Genomic DNA, 16713 nt, shown 5'->3' with positions numbered 1-16713 from the left:
CACTCCTTAACGATTTCTTATGCTGCTTTTGTTTCTTTGACTGTTTCTACATATTGTTTTGCTTTCTCATTATCGAATTCGCCTTCCCACTTCGACATAACAATGGCCGCTAATGCATTTCCTAATACATTGACAGATGAGCGAATCATATCTAAAATGCGGTCAATTCCCGCAATTAACGCGATACCTTCTAGTGGTAATCCCATTGAACCTAACGTTGCTAATACAACAACGAATGATGCACCTGGAACTCCCGCCATACCCTTGGATGTTAACATGAGAACGAATAATAACGTAATTTGCTCTGTCAGTGACATGTGCACACCGTACATTTGTGCAACAAACAATGCCGCTAAAGCTTGATAAATAGCCGATCCAGTCAAGTTAAATGTATAACCTGTCGGAATTACGAAAGAGGCAACTGCCTTTGGACAACCGAACTCTTCCATTTTTCTCATTATATTAGGTAAAACAGCTTCTGAACTTGCTGTCGTAAATGAAAGAATAAGTTCTTCTTTTAAAATTTTCATTAATGTAAAAATGTTTACGCCAACCATTCGTGCATTAATACCTAATACAATCACAACGAATAGTATAACAGTTACGTATACAGCTAGCACTAGTTTTCCTAAAGGAAGTAGTGTTGCTACACCAAATTTTGCAACCGTAACCGCAATTAATGCGAATACACCAAATGGTGCAAATTTCATAACTTGATTTGTAACCCAAAACATCGCTTCGAGTACACCTTCAAAGAAGTTAAAGACAGGCTTTCCTTTGTCTCCAATTGCCGCAACTCCTAAACCGAATAATACGGAGAAGAAAATAATCGGTAATAAGTCACCTTGTGTAATAGACTCAAATATATTTTTCGGTACAATATGAACAATCGTTTCTGCAAAGCCTTTCTTCTCTGTTGCATCTGCTGTTTGTTTATAAGAAGAAATATCACTTTGCTGTAAATTACTCATATCAACGCCAGTACCTGGTTGGAATATATTCGCTGCAAGTAATCCCATTAAGATAGCAATCGTCGTAATGATTTCGAAATAAAGAATCGTCTTCCCGCCCAGTTTCCCAAGCTTTTTCATGTCGCCTACACCAGCTACCGCGACAATTAATGCTGAAATAACAATTGGTACTACAATCATTTTAATTAAGTGAATAAATATATCCCCAATTGGTGTGATATAAGAAATCGCCGTTTTATTACCATAGAAGATTGCCCCTACTACAATCCCTAGAACAAGTGCAACAAAAATTTGTGTTGCCAATCCGAATTTTTTCATTTATGTTCATCCCCTTTATGCGAACGCTTTCATTTCGTATTTATAAAACCTTACACACACATCATATAGGTGAACCTACAAAATCATACAAAAACCTACAAGTTCGTCACAAAAAATTCGAAAATTTTTCTTTTCTTTTTCATTGACACCTTTTCGTGAAAAAGAAATAAAATATACTTGATAAGTAATCAGATTGTTTCGTATAATCAAAAAGATATATACTTACAACAAATCGAAATGAAAAGGAGTGGATGGTATGAAAAATTATGTACAAAAATTCGTCCTATCTTTTTCTTTTCTTTTTCATTTTCTTAAAAAGGAACAAAGGCATTTGCCTTTGTTCCTTTTTTATTGCGATCTATATAGGGGGAATTGTTATGAAGCCATACAAAAGAGTCTTAATTAAATTAAGTGGCGGCGCACTTGCTGATCAATCCGGAAATAGCTTTAACTCCAAACGATTAGAACATATCGCAAACGAAATTATATCCATTATTGACTTAGGTATCGAAGTATCCATTGTCATCGGCGGTGGCAACATTTTCAGAGGTCATCTAGCTGAAGAATGGGGAATTGATCGTGTTGAAGCTGATAATATCGGTACATTAGGTACAATCATTAATAGCTTAATGCTTCGCGGCGTTTTAACAAGTAAAACAGATAGAGAAGTACGTGTTATGACTTCCATCCCGTTTAATGCAGTAGCAGAGCCTTATATTCGCCTCAGAGCAGTACATCATTTAGATAACGGTTATGTTGTCATTTTTGGCGGTGGTAACGGGCAACCGTTCGTTACGACAGATTATCCAAGTGTTCAAAGAGCCATTGAAATGAATAGTGACGCAATATTAGTGGCAAAACAAGGAGTAGATGGCGTCTTTACTAGTGATCCAAAACATAATAAAGCAGCGAAAATGTATAGAAAACTAAATTATAACGATGTTGTTAGGCAAAACATTCAAGTCATGGATCAAGCCGCTTTACTACTTGCTCGTGATTATAATTTACCCGCACACGTCTTTAACTTTGATGAGCCTGGTGTAATGAAAAGAATTTGCTTAGGTGAGCATGTAGGGACATTGATTAATGATGATGCTTCATTACTTGTGCATGAAAACTAACTATTTACCATAAAAAAAGGTGTCTATAAAAGACACCTTTTTCATTAACCTTTATAAATAGAAATCAGCCAATCCCCCCAACTTTTCCTTACAACGCTCCCAAAACGATAACTTCTCAAAAAACTCTTTCGTCATTTCTTTTGAATCACGAAAATCTTCTGTTAACGCCTTATTCACTTCTGAAGCGATAGTTCCACCATGAATATACAAATTCATCTCATCATTTATATAGAAACTTCGTGCAGTTATGTTCGTTGTGCCGATAACAGTTAGTTCATTATCAATCAGCATTAACTTTCCATGAAACATACCTTTTTTATAACCATATACCGTAATCCCGTTATTAACAGCTTGACGAATATACGGATACGCTGCTTCTTTAATAAGAGGAATATCTGGTTTATATGACCATAGTATTTTTACTGTAACACCACGTTTTTTCGCTTCAATTAAAGCATTCATAAATTCTTTATTTTTCGCTATAAAATAAGGTGTTGTAATGACAATTGAATGCTTCGCCTGAGTTATTAACTCTATATATTTTTCAACGACGTAATGTCCATTGTAGCTAACCATCGTATGTAGTGTATTCCCTTTACTCGCTTTATTCGTACTTCTTTTTATATGTTCTTTCGTATCTCGTTTCCAATCTAAAGCGAATTGCTCTTCTAAATCTTTTGCTCCTTCTCCTTTAAGACGCACATGATAGTCACGCCAATATCCAAATCGCTTATCTTTTCCTAAGTACTCATCTCCTATATTAAAACCACCTGTATAGCCAATCTCCCCATCAATCGTCGTAATACGACGATGATTGCGATGGTGAAGTGAATAAAATCCGAATGGCAATTGAGGTTTTCTACTATATGTAAAATGTACACCACTTTCCCGCAATTCATTTATCACCTTTCTTTCGAATGATAAATCATTAATGCGATCAACTGATAAATAAACGTTTACTCCTTCTTTTGCCTTCTCTTTTAATAAGTTTAAAAAAGTATGACTACTTTTATCATCCGACAAAATAAAAAAGTACGTGTAAATAGATTGTTTCGCTTCTTTTATATCAGTAAATAACTGTTTATAAAATGACTTCCCTTCTACATATAATTGAAAGTCACTATGATGAGGTGCATACTCTGTCGGCATGTTTTTCCCGGCTTCCATTTTTCTTCCGAGCGTAACGTCAATATGCATACAAATTAATATAAAAATAACAATCGCAATAATAATAGAAGTAACTCGCAATATTTTTTTTATCATTTTGATTTCCTTCCGCTCAAATTACTTTCTACTCCGTAGTGTTTCATTTAAATATGTTTTCATACGAAATGTATTTCTTAATTTTTTATCGATGTTAAACAGATAAAGGAGAGAAGAATATGAGAAAAGGAAAAACCCCTATTGTTTTTATTCCAGGGCTTTTCGGTTCTATGAGTAATATTATTATTCCAGGTACCGGTAATTGGGGCTTTGGACTTTCTGCGTTTGTTTATGAGCCGTTCATCATGATGTTAGAAAGTATGGGGTACAAACGAAATAAAGACTTGTTCATTTGTTTTTATGACTGGCGGCAGCGCATCGTTTTTTCTACACAAAAATATTTATTACAAACGATTGCCTATGCGAAAAAAATTACAGGTTGCGATAAATTAAATCTCATTTGTCATAGTATGGGCGGGCTTCTTGGACGTACTTACGTTCAAAGTGACGAATATAAAAATGATGTGAATCAGCTTATTATACTCTGTACACCAAACGCTGGATCTCCGGCAAATTATAGTTATTGGACTGGAGGTAGTCTTCCTGTCCATGCCTCTTCTAAAATAAATATCGTCCATTTTTATATGGAACAATACATTCACTATTTAGGCACCTTACATAACATGAATACAGTTGAGGCGATACATCTTTACTTTCCAGGATTACAAGATGTTATTCCGTGTAAAGATTACGGAAATTATTTATTTGTAAAATCTGGATCTTCGATTACATTTCTTCCTTATAGTAGGATGAACACGAAAAACCCTTTCCTCGATGCATTAAATGAAAATAGATTTATGATACAAAAAAGAAATATTGAAACTACACTCATTGCCGGAGATGGAGAGGAAACCATTCAATATTTACAAGTTGTCCCTTCACATTCCAAACTGAAATGGACAGACGGCAAAGTCGTCGGTGATATACTTACAAAACATGGTGATGGTAACGCTGTTCTACATAGCGTTTTTCTTCTGGAGGGAAATCAATATATTGTGCATGCTTCACATAACGAAGTGCTCTACAAAAGCATCCCTATATTACAAAAGATACTCTAAAGCACGAATAAAAAAGGTGCGGCATGAAGCCACACCTTTTTTATTTAAACAAAGTTTCTCGCATCATTATTTCTTCCAAACTTATAAATAGCAATTAAGAAGAATGCAATCGCAAAGGCGAATAAAATTAAAATGTTTAAATACAACTCAGAGAATGGAATTCCTTGTTGTAGTTTTGATACAGTGTCTAATAGCCATCTCTGCGGAAGAAAATCAGCTACTTTTTGTACCGCTTTCGGCATAATGTCATACGGAAAATAACATCCAGCTAGTAAACATGTCGGTACAATAATCATATTTTGCAGTGCATTTGCTGATGCTGAGTTTTTCGAAAAAGCGACAAGGACTAACGATATTCCAATCGCTATTAAAGCAAATAGCATGAGTATACCAATCATCACGATGAAAGGCATATTAATATTTATATGAAAAACATTCGTTAGGACTAGGATTGTAATTAGAATTTGTACTGTTAATATCATCAAATTTACCCCGACATTAGATAATATGAACTTCTTCCCATCTATCGGCGTTGATATGAGTCTAAAATACGTTCTATTCTCTTTTTCTTTTAAAATCTGACCAGATAAGTTCGCTGCTGAAAATAACATAAACATAATAAGGTAACCCAGCGTTTGTTTTGTCATATCTTTATTTTTCGAAGTATCTTCTAACGTTTCAGTTTTCATTTTAAATGAACCTTTTTGATACCCAGCGTACATAGTATCAAATGTACTTTGATCTGCCCCTGCTACTTTACTAATAGCCGCTACATTATCAATATAGTTATATAAATATGATTTTATAAATCCTGTTACTTGATCGCCTTTAATCGATGAAATTTCAATATGATCTGGTTTCCCTTCTCGAACACTTTTGGAAAAACCAGAATCTAATGTAATAACTCCATCAAGTTTTTTGGAAGTGAGTTTATCTTCTACTTCAGATTCTTTAATTTTACTTACCTTTACATGATTTAATCCTTCTAAAAATTTCACCGTATCATTTGCTATAGATTGATTTTCTTTATTTATAACCCCGATATTTAACGTCCCTTGCCCCACATTCCCATACATTGAGAAGGAGATTAGCGTCCCTATTATCGGTAAACTAATTATAATGAGTAAACTTTTTTTATTTTTCAAAAGCACAGATAATGTTTTTTGTATGAGCCATAAAATATCTTTCATACTATAGCCCCTCCCGTCTACGTAATGCGATAATTGCAATTAATAAAAAGAGTGCCGAAATTCCAAGGTTTAAACATATTACCGGCAGTGCTGCTCCTACATCATTTGCATAAATAATTTTCATAACGGCTGTGTTTGCCCACGTTAATGGTGATAACTTCGTAACGAAATTTTCTTCAATTACGAAATATGCACCACCAAAAATAGAAGCTAATTGCACTACTACCATAATAATTGCTCTTGATGCTTCCGGTGTTTTTGTAATATATCCGATCCCTAAACCGAAGCTAATTGCTAAGAAGACTTGTGTTAATAAAATAATAAATATGATTCCAAGATGGTCGCCCCAATTCGCTTGAAAAACAAATTTACTAAATAACATGACGAGTAATATGCACAGAGCATTTGCTACTAGGCTACCAAGTACTTTTCCAATGAATATTTCAGCCTTACTTATAGGTGCAGCAATGAGACGATCTCCTGTTTTACGTATTCGTTCTCCTCGAATTAAAGAACTTGCTCCCATTGCAGCATATAGTGCAATCATCGTTGTCATTACAACCGCATAGTAATCCATAGAACCTGGTTTTTTCGCAGCTTGTAAAGATGTTTCTTTTATATAATCATTATGATTTCCATTTAAAATAACTGCGCTCACCTTACTAGGATCAACTTTTGCAACTTCGGCCGCTACATTGTACTTATCAACAAATGTTGTAAGCATGCCTTCCACAATACTTCCCTCAATACTACTTTTGTCACTCCCGTAAAATTTTGCACCATCTTTATTTAACTCTACATAAGCAGCATATTTATTTTGCTTCACCTCTTCTTTCCCATCTATACTGCCGGAAGCTTTTTTAAAATGAATACCCGATTTATCGACTTCTTTCGTAAATGCTGCAAACGCTTGTGAAAGTGAGCTACTCGCTTCATCTTTATATAGTACTTGTATATCCTTAATCGATTGACTATCACTATTAAATGCATTTGTTAACGCTGTTCCTAATACAAGCATAAGCACAATCGGAAATGCTAACATAAAAACTAAAGTTCTTACGTCTCTGAAATCTCTTTTAATATGCATAACTGCAATATTGAAGATGTTCAATTGATGAACCTCCCTTTACCTTTTCTTCATTTACATTTTATTTATCTCGTAAGTTTCGTCCAGTCAACGTAAGGAATACTGTTTCTAAATTTGGAGCCTGTTCCTCTAACGAGCGGATTTCAATGTCATGATTAATGAAGTGTTGAATAATTTTATTTAAATTGTTTACTCCTGCATCCGAGTTTACTTTAATTACGTTCTCTTCAATTTGAACAGCTTTCACACCGTTTATCACTTTTAACTGTTCTACATCTAAATTTTCTACTGACTTCACTTCCACCCAAATATCTTTCGTATCAGTAATAATCGCTTTTAACTGTTCTTTCGTACCTTCTGCAATTACTTTACCGTGATCCACAATTGCTATTTTTGTACAAATCTCTTCTACTTCTTCCATGTAGTGGCTCGTGTAAATAATGGTACTTCCCATTTCATTTAATTTTCGAACAGACTGGAGAATATAGTTTCTTGACTGTGGATCAATTCCAACTGTCGGCTCATCCATAATAATTAACTTCGGTCTATGAGCGATCGCACAAGCGATATTCAGTCTTCGTTTCATCCCGCCAGAAAAGTTTTTCGGGTAACTTTTATGTTTATCACTAAGCCCTACAAACTGAAGTGCTTCCTCTACTCTTGCTTTTAGCTCAGCACCTCTTAACCCGTACAATCCAGCAAAGAATTTCACATTTTCATAGGCAGTTAACTCTTCATAAATCGCAATATCTTGCGGAACGATACCGATATTCATCTTCGCAAATCGATTATGTTTCTTTATATTTTTTCCTAATATGCTAATTTCACCTTCATTACTTCTTAACAACCCCGCAATCATATTTATCGTTGTACTTTTACCAGCACCATTTGATCCTAAAAAGCCAAATATCTCTCCTTCTTTAATAGATAAAGACATATTATCTACCGCGATGAAATCACCAAATTTTTTCGTTAAATTTTTAATTTCTAATGTATTCATCATTTCACCCCTATTTCGGTTTCTCTGCTATTTATTATAAACAAAAAAAATGAACCTGCTCAGTGCAGAAGTTCATTCTTTTCACATGAGATTATTCACTTTTTTCATATGAGATGGTTCATCTTCGTCCCATTCTCTTATATCGGCAACAGCATTGTTACTGAAAAACCACTTGTTCCATCTACAATAATTTTCCCGTTTACTGACGCTGTGCGCTCCTCCATCCCCATAATCCCTAGACCTTTCTTAACGAGAGTTTCACCTTTTCCGTTATCCTTCACTTGTACTTTCACCATCTTATTAAGTACATGAATATCGATTGAAATGACTGTCGCATCAGCATATTTCATCGCGTTCGTTAGTGCCTCCATAACATTTTCACCGATAATCTTCCACTGAATCGGTGAAATCATATCTAAATTCCCTTTATATACGAAAGGAATATTTATATCATGCTTACCGGCAAATTCCTCTATGAATAATTTCATACGATGAATACCAATTTGCTCAGTTGGTGGCTTCATATTTTTTAATGTAACCCGAATACTTTCAATTCCATCTTTCGAAATATGAATTGCATTTTGTAATAACTCGGCAGATTTCTCTTTATCTATCCCCATTAATCTCTTTGCCGCTTCCATTTGAATTAACGCCCCTGTCATCGAGTGGCCAATTTTATCATGAATTTCTTGAGAGAGCCGGTTTCTCTCTTCTAACTTAAATGTGTACTCTGATTGCTTTATGTACTCTTTATTTTCATGTAAGCTTTTCGTCAGCCGCTGCATATCTTTTCGCATCTTATCATTTTGTGATTCAAGCTTTAACACACGCGATATATAACGTTCTGCCATAGTTAATACAAGGAAAGAAAATGCAACAATTAATCCATATGTCATTCGAATACTTTCATCTGTAAAGATAATAGGAATCATCATAATGATAAAGAGCTGCCATTTCTTCTCTATATAAGGAAATATAATTTCATATAAGTTCAATGGTAAAAACAAAATAAAAAACGGATGAACCTTCCATGCAAATAACATAACTACGCCAATTGATAGAGAAGTTAATATGTTTTTGTACGTATCTTTTTTAAATATAGAAATTAGCACGTTTACAGAAAGATATAAAAGCAAAGTCAGTATAATCCATGGTAAGTTCACAACATTTAAATAAATGTAACTAAACACAATATATATAAAAACAATTAATTTACTTACAATTAACCAAAATTCCATATCACTAATCTACTTTCCCTGTTAAGTAATAAATCGCAATTTGTGTGCGATGTTCTAGTCCAGTTTTCCCTAAAACCGATGTAATATAATTTGCAATCGTTCCTTCTGATATGAAAAGTTGCTTTGAAATTTCTTTATTCGAGAAACCTTTCGCAATTAATGCGATAATACTAAGCTCTCTTTCTGTAAAAAGACTCTTATCTATTTTGCATTCGTCCTCTTTACTTTCCATTAAATTAGACTTAATTTTATCAAGCACTACATCTTGCATAACAGTTTGACCGTTATATACTCCTTTTATTGCATCACGAATACGCTCTGGATCATTATTTTTTAATAAATAACCTTTCGCCCCGTTTTTTACTGCGTCCAAAATATATTCATCATCATCGAACGTCGTTAAAATTAGCGGTTTCGTTTTCGTCTCTTCACAAATGAATTTCGTCGCCTCTACCCCGTTCATATTTGGCATACGAACATCTAAAAGAGCGATATCAACGTCGTTCTCTTTACAATAGTCCACTGCTTCTTTCCCATCATTTACTGTATCTACCACTTCGAACTCTTCATATGTATTTAAAATAATTTTCATGCCTTCTCTAATAAAAGAATTATCATCTGCTATTAATATTTTAATTTTCATCTTTGTTAGTATGGACATTCCCCTACTAACATTCACATCCTTTCTTCGTGTAACATTTCCTACTTGCTCATTATATACTTCTCTTTACCATTTTTTCACACCTTTTTTTCATATAGCCTCCTTTCTAAAAATATATTATTCTTTTTTTACAACATGTGTAGGGTGACCGGCCATTTCTTACGTCTATATAATAGAATGCGTCAAAAAGGAGGGAGAGACCCATTGAAGAAAAACAATTAATTGAAAAAGCACAGCAAGGAAGCGAGCATGCTTTTCGTATCCTAGTGCAAACATATCGTCACTATATTTTCCAAGTTATCTTTTCTATTTTAAGACATGAAGAAGATGCGAAAGATGTTACACAAGAAGTATTCGTAAAAATCCACGCCTCTCTCCCAAATTATCAATTTCGCGGATTAAAAACGTGGATGGCGCGTATTGCCACCAATCACGCTATTGATTATAAGAGAAAAAAAGCTAGAGAAAACGAAGAACTCTCCTTATGTAAAGAAACTGAGGAAAATATAAAATCCTCTCATAATATTGAGGCTTTATTATTGACGAAAGAGCAAAAATTACTCATTGCTCAAAAACTGAGAGAACTTCCTGAAAATTACCGCGACGTCGTTCTCTCACATTATTTAGAAGAAAAAAGCTATCAAGAAATTGCTTTACAGGAAAACATCGAAGTGAAAACAGTCGAAATGAAATTGTATCGGGCAAGAAAATGGATTAAAAAACATTGGAAGGAGGAAGAGTTTCTATGACGCATTATTCAAAAGAAGATTGGCGCAATTATACTTTAGATTTTTTAGAAAGCAATGAACGTGAATCTATGGAAGAACACCTTTATGAATGTGATCATTGTTTAGCGCTTTATATGGAAAGTATCGATGAACAACACGAAAACCTTCCAATGATAAATGATGATTCATTTACGAATGCAGTTATGACGCAAATTGATTTTGAAACGCTACAACCTAGTGAAAATATAAAAACAAACTCACTAAAGCGAACGATTATTCACTACATAATTGCGACCGCAGCTACAATTATTTTTATGGTAAGTGGTTTATTCCAATATATTTTCACAGCGACATCAAATTTCGAGAAATCTTCAAAACATAACGAGTCTTCTATCTCACAACAAATTGTAAACAAATCGGTAGACACATCAAAAAAGGACGGAGGTTCAAAGCATGAATAAAAATCCCTTTTTAGCACTTGTATTAGGGCTAATCCCCGGGCTTGGACATTTATATTTAAAGAAGTTTGGACGGTTTATTTTATATAGCGGAGGGGCTGTATTTCTATTTATCTTCGCAGCATTTTGTACAATAGCATTAGGAGCGCGTGATATAGCTTTTCTTTCTCTATTTTTACTAGTCGTGTTATGGGCGATCAATTTATTAGATTTAGTTATCACTATTATTAATCAATCGAAAAAACAAGCAACCGGAGAATTTACAGAGTCCTCTAAAGAGAGCGAACGATTTTATATCATTCTTCTATCAATCATCCCTGGACTTGGACATTTTCAATTAGGACTTATGCAACGTGGACTTACATTTTTAGTAGCTTGCACAGGGATCGGAAGTATGATTATTTTCGTTGCACTTTTAACATCGCAAGAAAGTTTCCTTATCTTCCTTATTACATTACCTGTTTTATGGATATACAATTTCTTCGATGTTGTTCAGCAACTCCAGAAAAAAGAACGTGGCGAGCAACTAGATGATCGTACTATTTTCGAAGAGTTTGAAGAGCATCGTGAACAAGGAAAGAAGAATAAAACATTCGCTTCTATTTTAGCGATGTTCCCTGGAGCGGGACATATGTATTTAGGCTTACAACGCCGCGGCCTTCAGCTTATGGCAGCCTTTTTACTTTCAATCTATTTACTTGACTTGTTAAGACTTTCTGCGTTTTTATTTTTAGTTCCAATCATTTGGTTCTATAGCTTCTTTGACGCTTTACAACAAACTGCAAAGTATGGAAAAGAACGTGTACGTGACGAACCTATTATTGATTATTTTATCAATCATCAAAGATGGATCGGTATCGGGTTAATTACACTCGGTGGTTATTATTTATTAGATCAAACAGTCCTTCCTATTTTGAATGATTATTTTGCAACTATATTTAACATTCATCTTAGCGAGCTATATTATCGCTATTTCCAAACATCTATCGTTGCACTCCTCTTAATTGGTGGCGGCTTTAAATTGTTAATTGGAAATAAAGAAAACAAAGGTGGTACAAAAGAATGAGAACATGGCGCGTTGGAACATTTTCAATGGGGCTTTCTATTATTTCATTAGGGTGCTTCTTACTATTTTCAGTTGTAAAAGGTACTGAGGTATTAGATTCCTTAACAGCATGGTGGCCTGTTTTACTTATTATACTTGGCGTGGAAATTTTACTATACCTTCTATTTTCTAAGAAGGAACAATCCTTTATTAAATATGATATTTTTAGTATTTTCTTTATCGGCGTTTTAGGAAGCGTTGGAATTGCTTTTTACTGTTTATTATCAACTGGATTGCTAGATGAAGTTCGTCATTCTATTCATACGACTCGCCAAACGAGTAATATTCCAAGTGGACAACTTGATATACCTGAATCTATCAAAAAAATTGTAGTGGATGCAGGACAGTACCCTCTAACAATAGAGGGAAATGATACAAATCAAATTCACCTTCTTGGAACATATGAAATGACGACGAAAGCTAATGAAAAACTTAATTTAAAACAAGAAGATTTCCTTTCGGTTCAAACAGCTGGGGAAACGATGTATATTAGTTTAAAATCATTACCGGTTCAACATACATTATGGAATTCAGCACCACAGGTCAAACCGACACTCGTTCTTCCGCAAAATAAAAATGTAGAAGTTCGCGCTTCAAATAACGAACTATCCCTTTACCCAGGTCAATTACAAAATAATTGGTTTGTACAAGAAAGTTCACATGTATCTGTTCATTTAACAAAAGAAAGCGATGTATCTGTAATCGCCGTAACAAATCAAAAAGAGGCTCACGGGAACACACCTTGGGAACAAGTTGAAGATTTAACGAAAAAAGAAGAGAATACTTCAGAAGAAAATAAAGAATTCAACGAGCAAGAACATTGGTATAAAAACTCGATTAAAACAGGAAATGGGACGTACAAGTTAAACATTGAGAAAGCTTACAATTTAAATATGAGTGTTATTGAAAAATAAAAAACCTTCCACAATTGTGGAAGGTTTTCCTCATATAATCGCTTTAATTCCTTCTAACACTAATCCAATCATAAATCCGCAAACAGCCCCATTTACTCGGATCCACTGTAAATCTTTACCCACGTTATTTTCAATCATTTCAATTAACGTTTTATCATCTAACTTATCAAGGTTTTCTTGTACAAGCTTTCCGATTTTCGAATGATTCTTTTCCACAAGTGTGACAACTTGTTTTTGTAACCATTCTTCTATTTTTTGAACAGTTTGTTCATCTTCTTTTATTTTATTCATTTGTGTTTGTAAAAATGGAATAACATATTTATCCGTAAATTCTTCATTTTTCACAAAAGTAATTGCCCTTTGTTGTACTTGCTCCAGCATCTCTTTAATTTTGTCAGTAGCATCCCAATTGGCAATCCATTTTTCTTTCCAATTTTCTAATTCTTGTAGTAACGCTTCATTTTCTTTTACATTTATAATTTCTTGGCGAATTTTCGATAATATAAGTTGTCTTGTGCTATTATCCGCATCTTGTAAGCTGTTAATATTACTAATAATAAACTTCTGCAAAATGCCGCCAATTTTATCTTCATCTACAATATTCATAAACGATTTCAAAGTAAACTGTAAAAATCCATCTACTTTTATGTTTTCCATCGCCTTCATGCCTAAGCTTCCGAGCTGATAACGCGCTTCATCTTGCGCTGTCCAATCTTTCACTTTTACTAATATGTAATCAAGTGTCTTTTCATCATATTCTTGCACAACTAATTGATCAACAAGTACTTGTAATATGTTACTTGTATTAATTGTATGCAAATACGTTTTTAATTCTTTTTCAATAATAACCGCTAATTTTTTCGTATCTATTGTAACAATCGCCTTCTCAGCAATTGTTACAATTCCTTTTTTTACAGCGTCAGACTGCATTTCTCTCTCAGCAATTTGCAGTACCATTTGCGCTAGCTGCATTTCTTTTACTTTATTCGTAATACTTTCTTTCGTCAGCCACTCATTTTCTAACGTATGAATGAGCCCTTTCGTTACTCGTTTACGATTTTTAGGTAATAACGCTGTATGCGGAATGGGAATTCCCATCGGATGACGGAATAAAGCTGTAACTGCAAACCAATCCGCAAGTCCACCAACTAACCCAGCTTCAAATCCCCCTTGAATAATCTCCCCAGCTACCGTTCCTTGAAACGGAATAGAAGCCGCAAAACCTACTCCCATAACCCCAAGCGAAATACCCGCTATATATTTAGTCTGTAATGACATCGTATACACATCCTCTTATTATGTAAAATAAAGCTTTTTGTTATATTTATTTGATATTCGTTCTTTATATCTATACTATAATGAACTAATGCAAAAATAACAAAGAATTTATAATAATACATATGTCATTTAAATAAAAAATGAGGCTACAATTAGCCTCATTTTTCTAATATTGTTAATGACTCACCTGTTTTATAATACCCATTCATTACATCTTCTGGAACCATACTACCGCCAGTTCCCCACACAATATGAGTACCTTTCTTCATCTTCTCTGTTAACTGTTGTTTTTGTAAATACGTATCTTCTTTACATACTTTCACTGGACCTATCATACCGGCTAACGCAGAAGGCTCTAAATAAATATTTTCCGTATCAGCTAGTTCTTTTAATAATCTATATAACTCTTCATCACTTACTGTGTAATTTCCACTCAAAAATGGTTCCATCGTTTTACCGACAAATCCAGACGGTCTTCCTACCGCTAGTCCGTCCGCGTCTGTTACATTATCAATCCCGATATCTTGAACAGCAATTTTATCATGAAGTCCTGTCATTAAACCGAGTAACATGCATGGAGAGTGCGTAGGCTCCGCAAAGAAGCAGTGCACGTTGTCTTTATACAATAACTTTAAACCAAATGCGACACCGCCAGGTCCGCCTCCTACTCCGCACGGAAGGTAAACGAATAAAGGATGCTCTTCATCTACTATAATCTCTAACTCTTCTAATTGCTTTTGTAATCGCGATGCCGCTACTGCGTATCCTAAAAATAAATCATGGGAGTTTTCATCATCTACAAAATAACAGCTAGGATCGGCATCTGCTTGCTGACGCCCCTCTTCTACTGCTTTACTATAATCAGCTTCATACTCAATAACATTTACACCTTTACTTCTTAATAAATCTTTTTTCCATTCTTTTGCGTCTGCTGACATATGAACAGTTACATTAAAACCTAGTTTCGCACTCATAATCCCAATACTTAGCCCTAAATTACCTGTAGAACCTACCGCAATTGAGTATTTTGCAAAAAACTCTCTACATGTATCACTATCTAAAATAGAGTAATCAGTTTCTTCTGTTAACATACCATGCTGCAAAGCTAATCGTTCAGCATGCTTCAACACTTCATAAATGCCGCCCCTAGCTTTAATTGACCCTGATATCGGAAGATGACTATCACATTTTAATAATAATTCCCCTAAAATAGGTTGCTCGTAATGTTTCTCTAAAGCTTGTTTCATTGAAGGGATTTTTAGTAAGGGTGATTCAATTATGCCGTTAGTCTCTTTCGTTTCAGGAAAAACTTTTGCAATATATGGTGCAAAACGCTTTAACCTCTCTTCGGCATCTTTTACATTATCTTCATTTAATGGAGAATCTTTCATTGCCGCTTCATACTTTTCCATGTTCGGATTCAGCCAAAACACTTCTTCTGTTTCAATTAATTTATTTAAGAGTGGATATTCCTCTTTTAAATTTTCTATTCCCTTCATTTCTCTTCCTCCTCATAACCTTGTAGCTTACGATTTTATAAATTATAATTAAATTAATTTTAATATAGTTTAACACAAATTATCCACTTCAGTTAATTTTAATTTAATTCATTTAAATATAATTTAATAATAATTAAGGAGCCTTTCATTATGGAAAATATAGATATTGGTAAAAAGATTGAAAAGCAAAGAAAAGAAAAAGGTTTAACGAGTAAAGAGCTAGCAACGATGGCAGGTATAACACCCTCTATGTTAAGTCAAATTGAGCGTGGGTCTGCTAACCCTTCTATCCAAACATTAAAAGTACTCGCAAAAGCGTTAGATGTTCCAACATTTAGCTTTTTACTTGAAGATACAAATACAGACGATTTAATTGTACGTTCTCATAAACGAAAAAAAATGATTATCGATAATTTATCATATGAATTGTTATCACCTGATTTTACAGGGAATTTAGCAACAGCAATTATGACCGTTCCGCCAAATACAGCTTCATCTGAAAATGTACTAGAACATAAAGGTGAAGAACTAGCATTTGTATTAGACGGGACAATCACATTGCACTTAAACGAAGAAGAGTACACTTTAGATACGGGTGATAGCGTAAAAATCCCCGCCTATTTAAAACATAAATGGGTAAATCAATTCGAGAAAAATGCCATTGTTTTATTTTCTGTTACTCCACCGATTTTTTAATACATTTAAGAAAAACAGGATAATCTTTGTAAAACATGGATTATCCTTCTTATTTAAGAAGAAGGAAACTACTCCTCATATTAATAAAATTCTATTTACAGTAGAGGTCTATTTTGTTATTCGTAGAA

General features: G+C 34.1%; 16 protein-coding genes. 7 read left to right on the top strand and 9 right to left on the bottom strand.

Annotated elements, in window-relative coordinates; all coding sequences use genetic code 11:
- Positions 1-17 precede the first annotated feature (17 nt).
- Complete coding sequence (locus tag MHB74_RS09005; protein ID WP_061676610.1) at positions 18-1289, bottom strand: cation:dicarboxylate symporter family transporter; 1272 nt, start codon at positions 1287-1289, stop codon at positions 18-20.
- 377 nt (positions 1290-1666) lie between these two features.
- On the opposite strand from MHB74_RS09005, the gene pyrH reads away from it, so the two are divergent.
- Positions 1667-2410, top strand: a complete 744-nt coding sequence (pyrH, locus tag MHB74_RS09000; RefSeq protein ID WP_061676609.1) for a UMP kinase — start codon at positions 1667-1669, stop codon at positions 2408-2410.
- A 51-nt stretch (positions 2411-2461) separates the two neighbouring features.
- Here pyrH and cls read toward each other — a convergent pair whose 3' ends face one another.
- On the bottom strand, positions 2462-3673 hold the full coding sequence (cls, locus tag MHB74_RS08995; RefSeq protein ID WP_061676608.1) for a cardiolipin synthase: 1212 nt from the start codon (positions 3671-3673) through the stop codon (positions 2462-2464).
- 119 nt (positions 3674-3792) lie between these two features.
- Between cls and MHB74_RS08990 the strand changes: the two genes are divergently transcribed.
- Positions 3793-4731, top strand: coding sequence for an esterase/lipase family protein (locus MHB74_RS08990; RefSeq protein ID WP_061676607.1), 939 nt, complete (start codon positions 3793-3795; stop codon positions 4729-4731).
- Between the two features lie 44 nt (positions 4732-4775).
- On the opposite strand, the gene MHB74_RS08985 is transcribed toward MHB74_RS08990, so the two are convergent.
- The 5 genes from MHB74_RS08985 to MHB74_RS08965 all read right to left on the bottom strand — a co-directional run bounded on the left by MHB74_RS08985 (position 4776) and on the right by MHB74_RS08965 (position 9889).
- Entirely contained in the window at positions 4776-5921 is a 1146-nt protein-coding gene (locus MHB74_RS08985) for an ABC transporter permease (RefSeq protein ID WP_061676606.1), read from the bottom strand.
- Between the two features lies 1 nt (position 5922).
- Positions 5923-7032: an ABC transporter permease gene (locus MHB74_RS08980; protein ID WP_061676605.1), complete on the bottom strand. Its 1110-nt coding sequence runs from the start codon at positions 7030-7032 to the stop codon at positions 5923-5925.
- 37 nt (positions 7033-7069) lie between these two features.
- A complete protein-coding gene (locus MHB74_RS08975) occupies positions 7070-8008 on the bottom strand; it encodes an ABC transporter ATP-binding protein (protein WP_061676604.1) in 939 nt (312 codons plus the stop codon).
- 137 nt (positions 8009-8145) lie between these two features.
- Positions 8146-9246 carry a sensor histidine kinase gene (locus MHB74_RS08970; protein WP_061676603.1) on the bottom strand — a complete coding sequence of 367 codons (1101 nt, stop codon included), beginning with the start codon at positions 9244-9246 and terminating at the stop codon, positions 8146-8148.
- 4 nt (positions 9247-9250) lie between these two features.
- Positions 9251-9889 (bottom strand): response regulator transcription factor, encoded by a 639-nt coding sequence (locus tag MHB74_RS08965; protein ID WP_061676602.1) that lies wholly within the window; start codon positions 9887-9889, stop codon positions 9251-9253.
- 284 nt (positions 9890-10173) lie between these two features.
- On the opposite strand from MHB74_RS08965, the gene MHB74_RS08960 reads away from it, so the two are divergent.
- The 4 genes from MHB74_RS08960 to exsE are packed head-to-tail and all read left to right on the top strand — an operon-like array spanning position 10174 to position 13112.
- On the top strand, positions 10174-10656 hold the full coding sequence (locus tag MHB74_RS08960) for an RNA polymerase sigma factor (RefSeq protein WP_001195472.1): 483 nt from the start codon (positions 10174-10176) through the stop codon (positions 10654-10656).
- Positions 10653-11096, top strand: coding sequence for a hypothetical protein (locus MHB74_RS08955; RefSeq protein ID WP_061676601.1), 444 nt, complete (start codon positions 10653-10655; stop codon positions 11094-11096). Before MHB74_RS08960 ends, MHB74_RS08955 begins: the two co-directional genes overlap by 4 nt.
- A complete protein-coding gene (locus tag MHB74_RS08950) occupies positions 11089-12159 on the top strand; it encodes a hypothetical protein (protein WP_061676600.1) in 1071 nt (356 codons plus the stop codon). The genes MHB74_RS08955 and MHB74_RS08950 overlap by 8 nt, the downstream gene beginning before the upstream one ends.
- The gene (gene exsE, locus MHB74_RS08945; RefSeq protein WP_061676599.1) at positions 12156-13112 is read left to right on the top strand and encodes an exosporium protein ExsE; all 957 of its coding nucleotides are present in this window, start codon (positions 12156-12158) and stop codon (positions 13110-13112) included. The genes MHB74_RS08950 and exsE overlap by 4 nt, the downstream gene beginning before the upstream one ends.
- 30 nt (positions 13113-13142) lie before the next feature.
- Here the strand turns inward: exsE and MHB74_RS08940 are convergent, their stop codons facing one another.
- On the bottom strand, positions 13143-14390 hold the full coding sequence (locus MHB74_RS08940) for a DUF445 domain-containing protein (protein ID WP_061676598.1): 1248 nt from the start codon (positions 14388-14390) through the stop codon (positions 13143-13145).
- A 158-nt stretch (positions 14391-14548) separates the two neighbouring features.
- On the bottom strand, positions 14549-15889 hold the full coding sequence (gene dsdA / locus MHB74_RS08935; RefSeq protein ID WP_061676597.1) for a D-serine ammonia-lyase: 1341 nt from the start codon (positions 15887-15889) through the stop codon (positions 14549-14551).
- A 150-nt stretch (positions 15890-16039) separates the two neighbouring features.
- Between dsdA and MHB74_RS08930 the strand changes: the two genes are divergently transcribed.
- Positions 16040-16585 carry a helix-turn-helix domain-containing protein gene (locus tag MHB74_RS08930; protein ID WP_061676596.1) on the top strand — a complete coding sequence of 182 codons (546 nt, stop codon included), beginning with the start codon at positions 16040-16042 and terminating at the stop codon, positions 16583-16585.
- Positions 16586-16713: the final 128 nt, after the last annotated feature.

The sequence above is a fragment of the Bacillus sp. FSL K6-0069 genome (assembly GCF_038007785.1).
In the GTDB taxonomy this organism is placed as follows: Bacteria; Bacillota; Bacilli; order Bacillales; family Bacillaceae_G; genus Bacillus_A; species Bacillus_A mobilis.
This window is presented reverse-complemented; position numbering and strand designations above follow the sequence as displayed.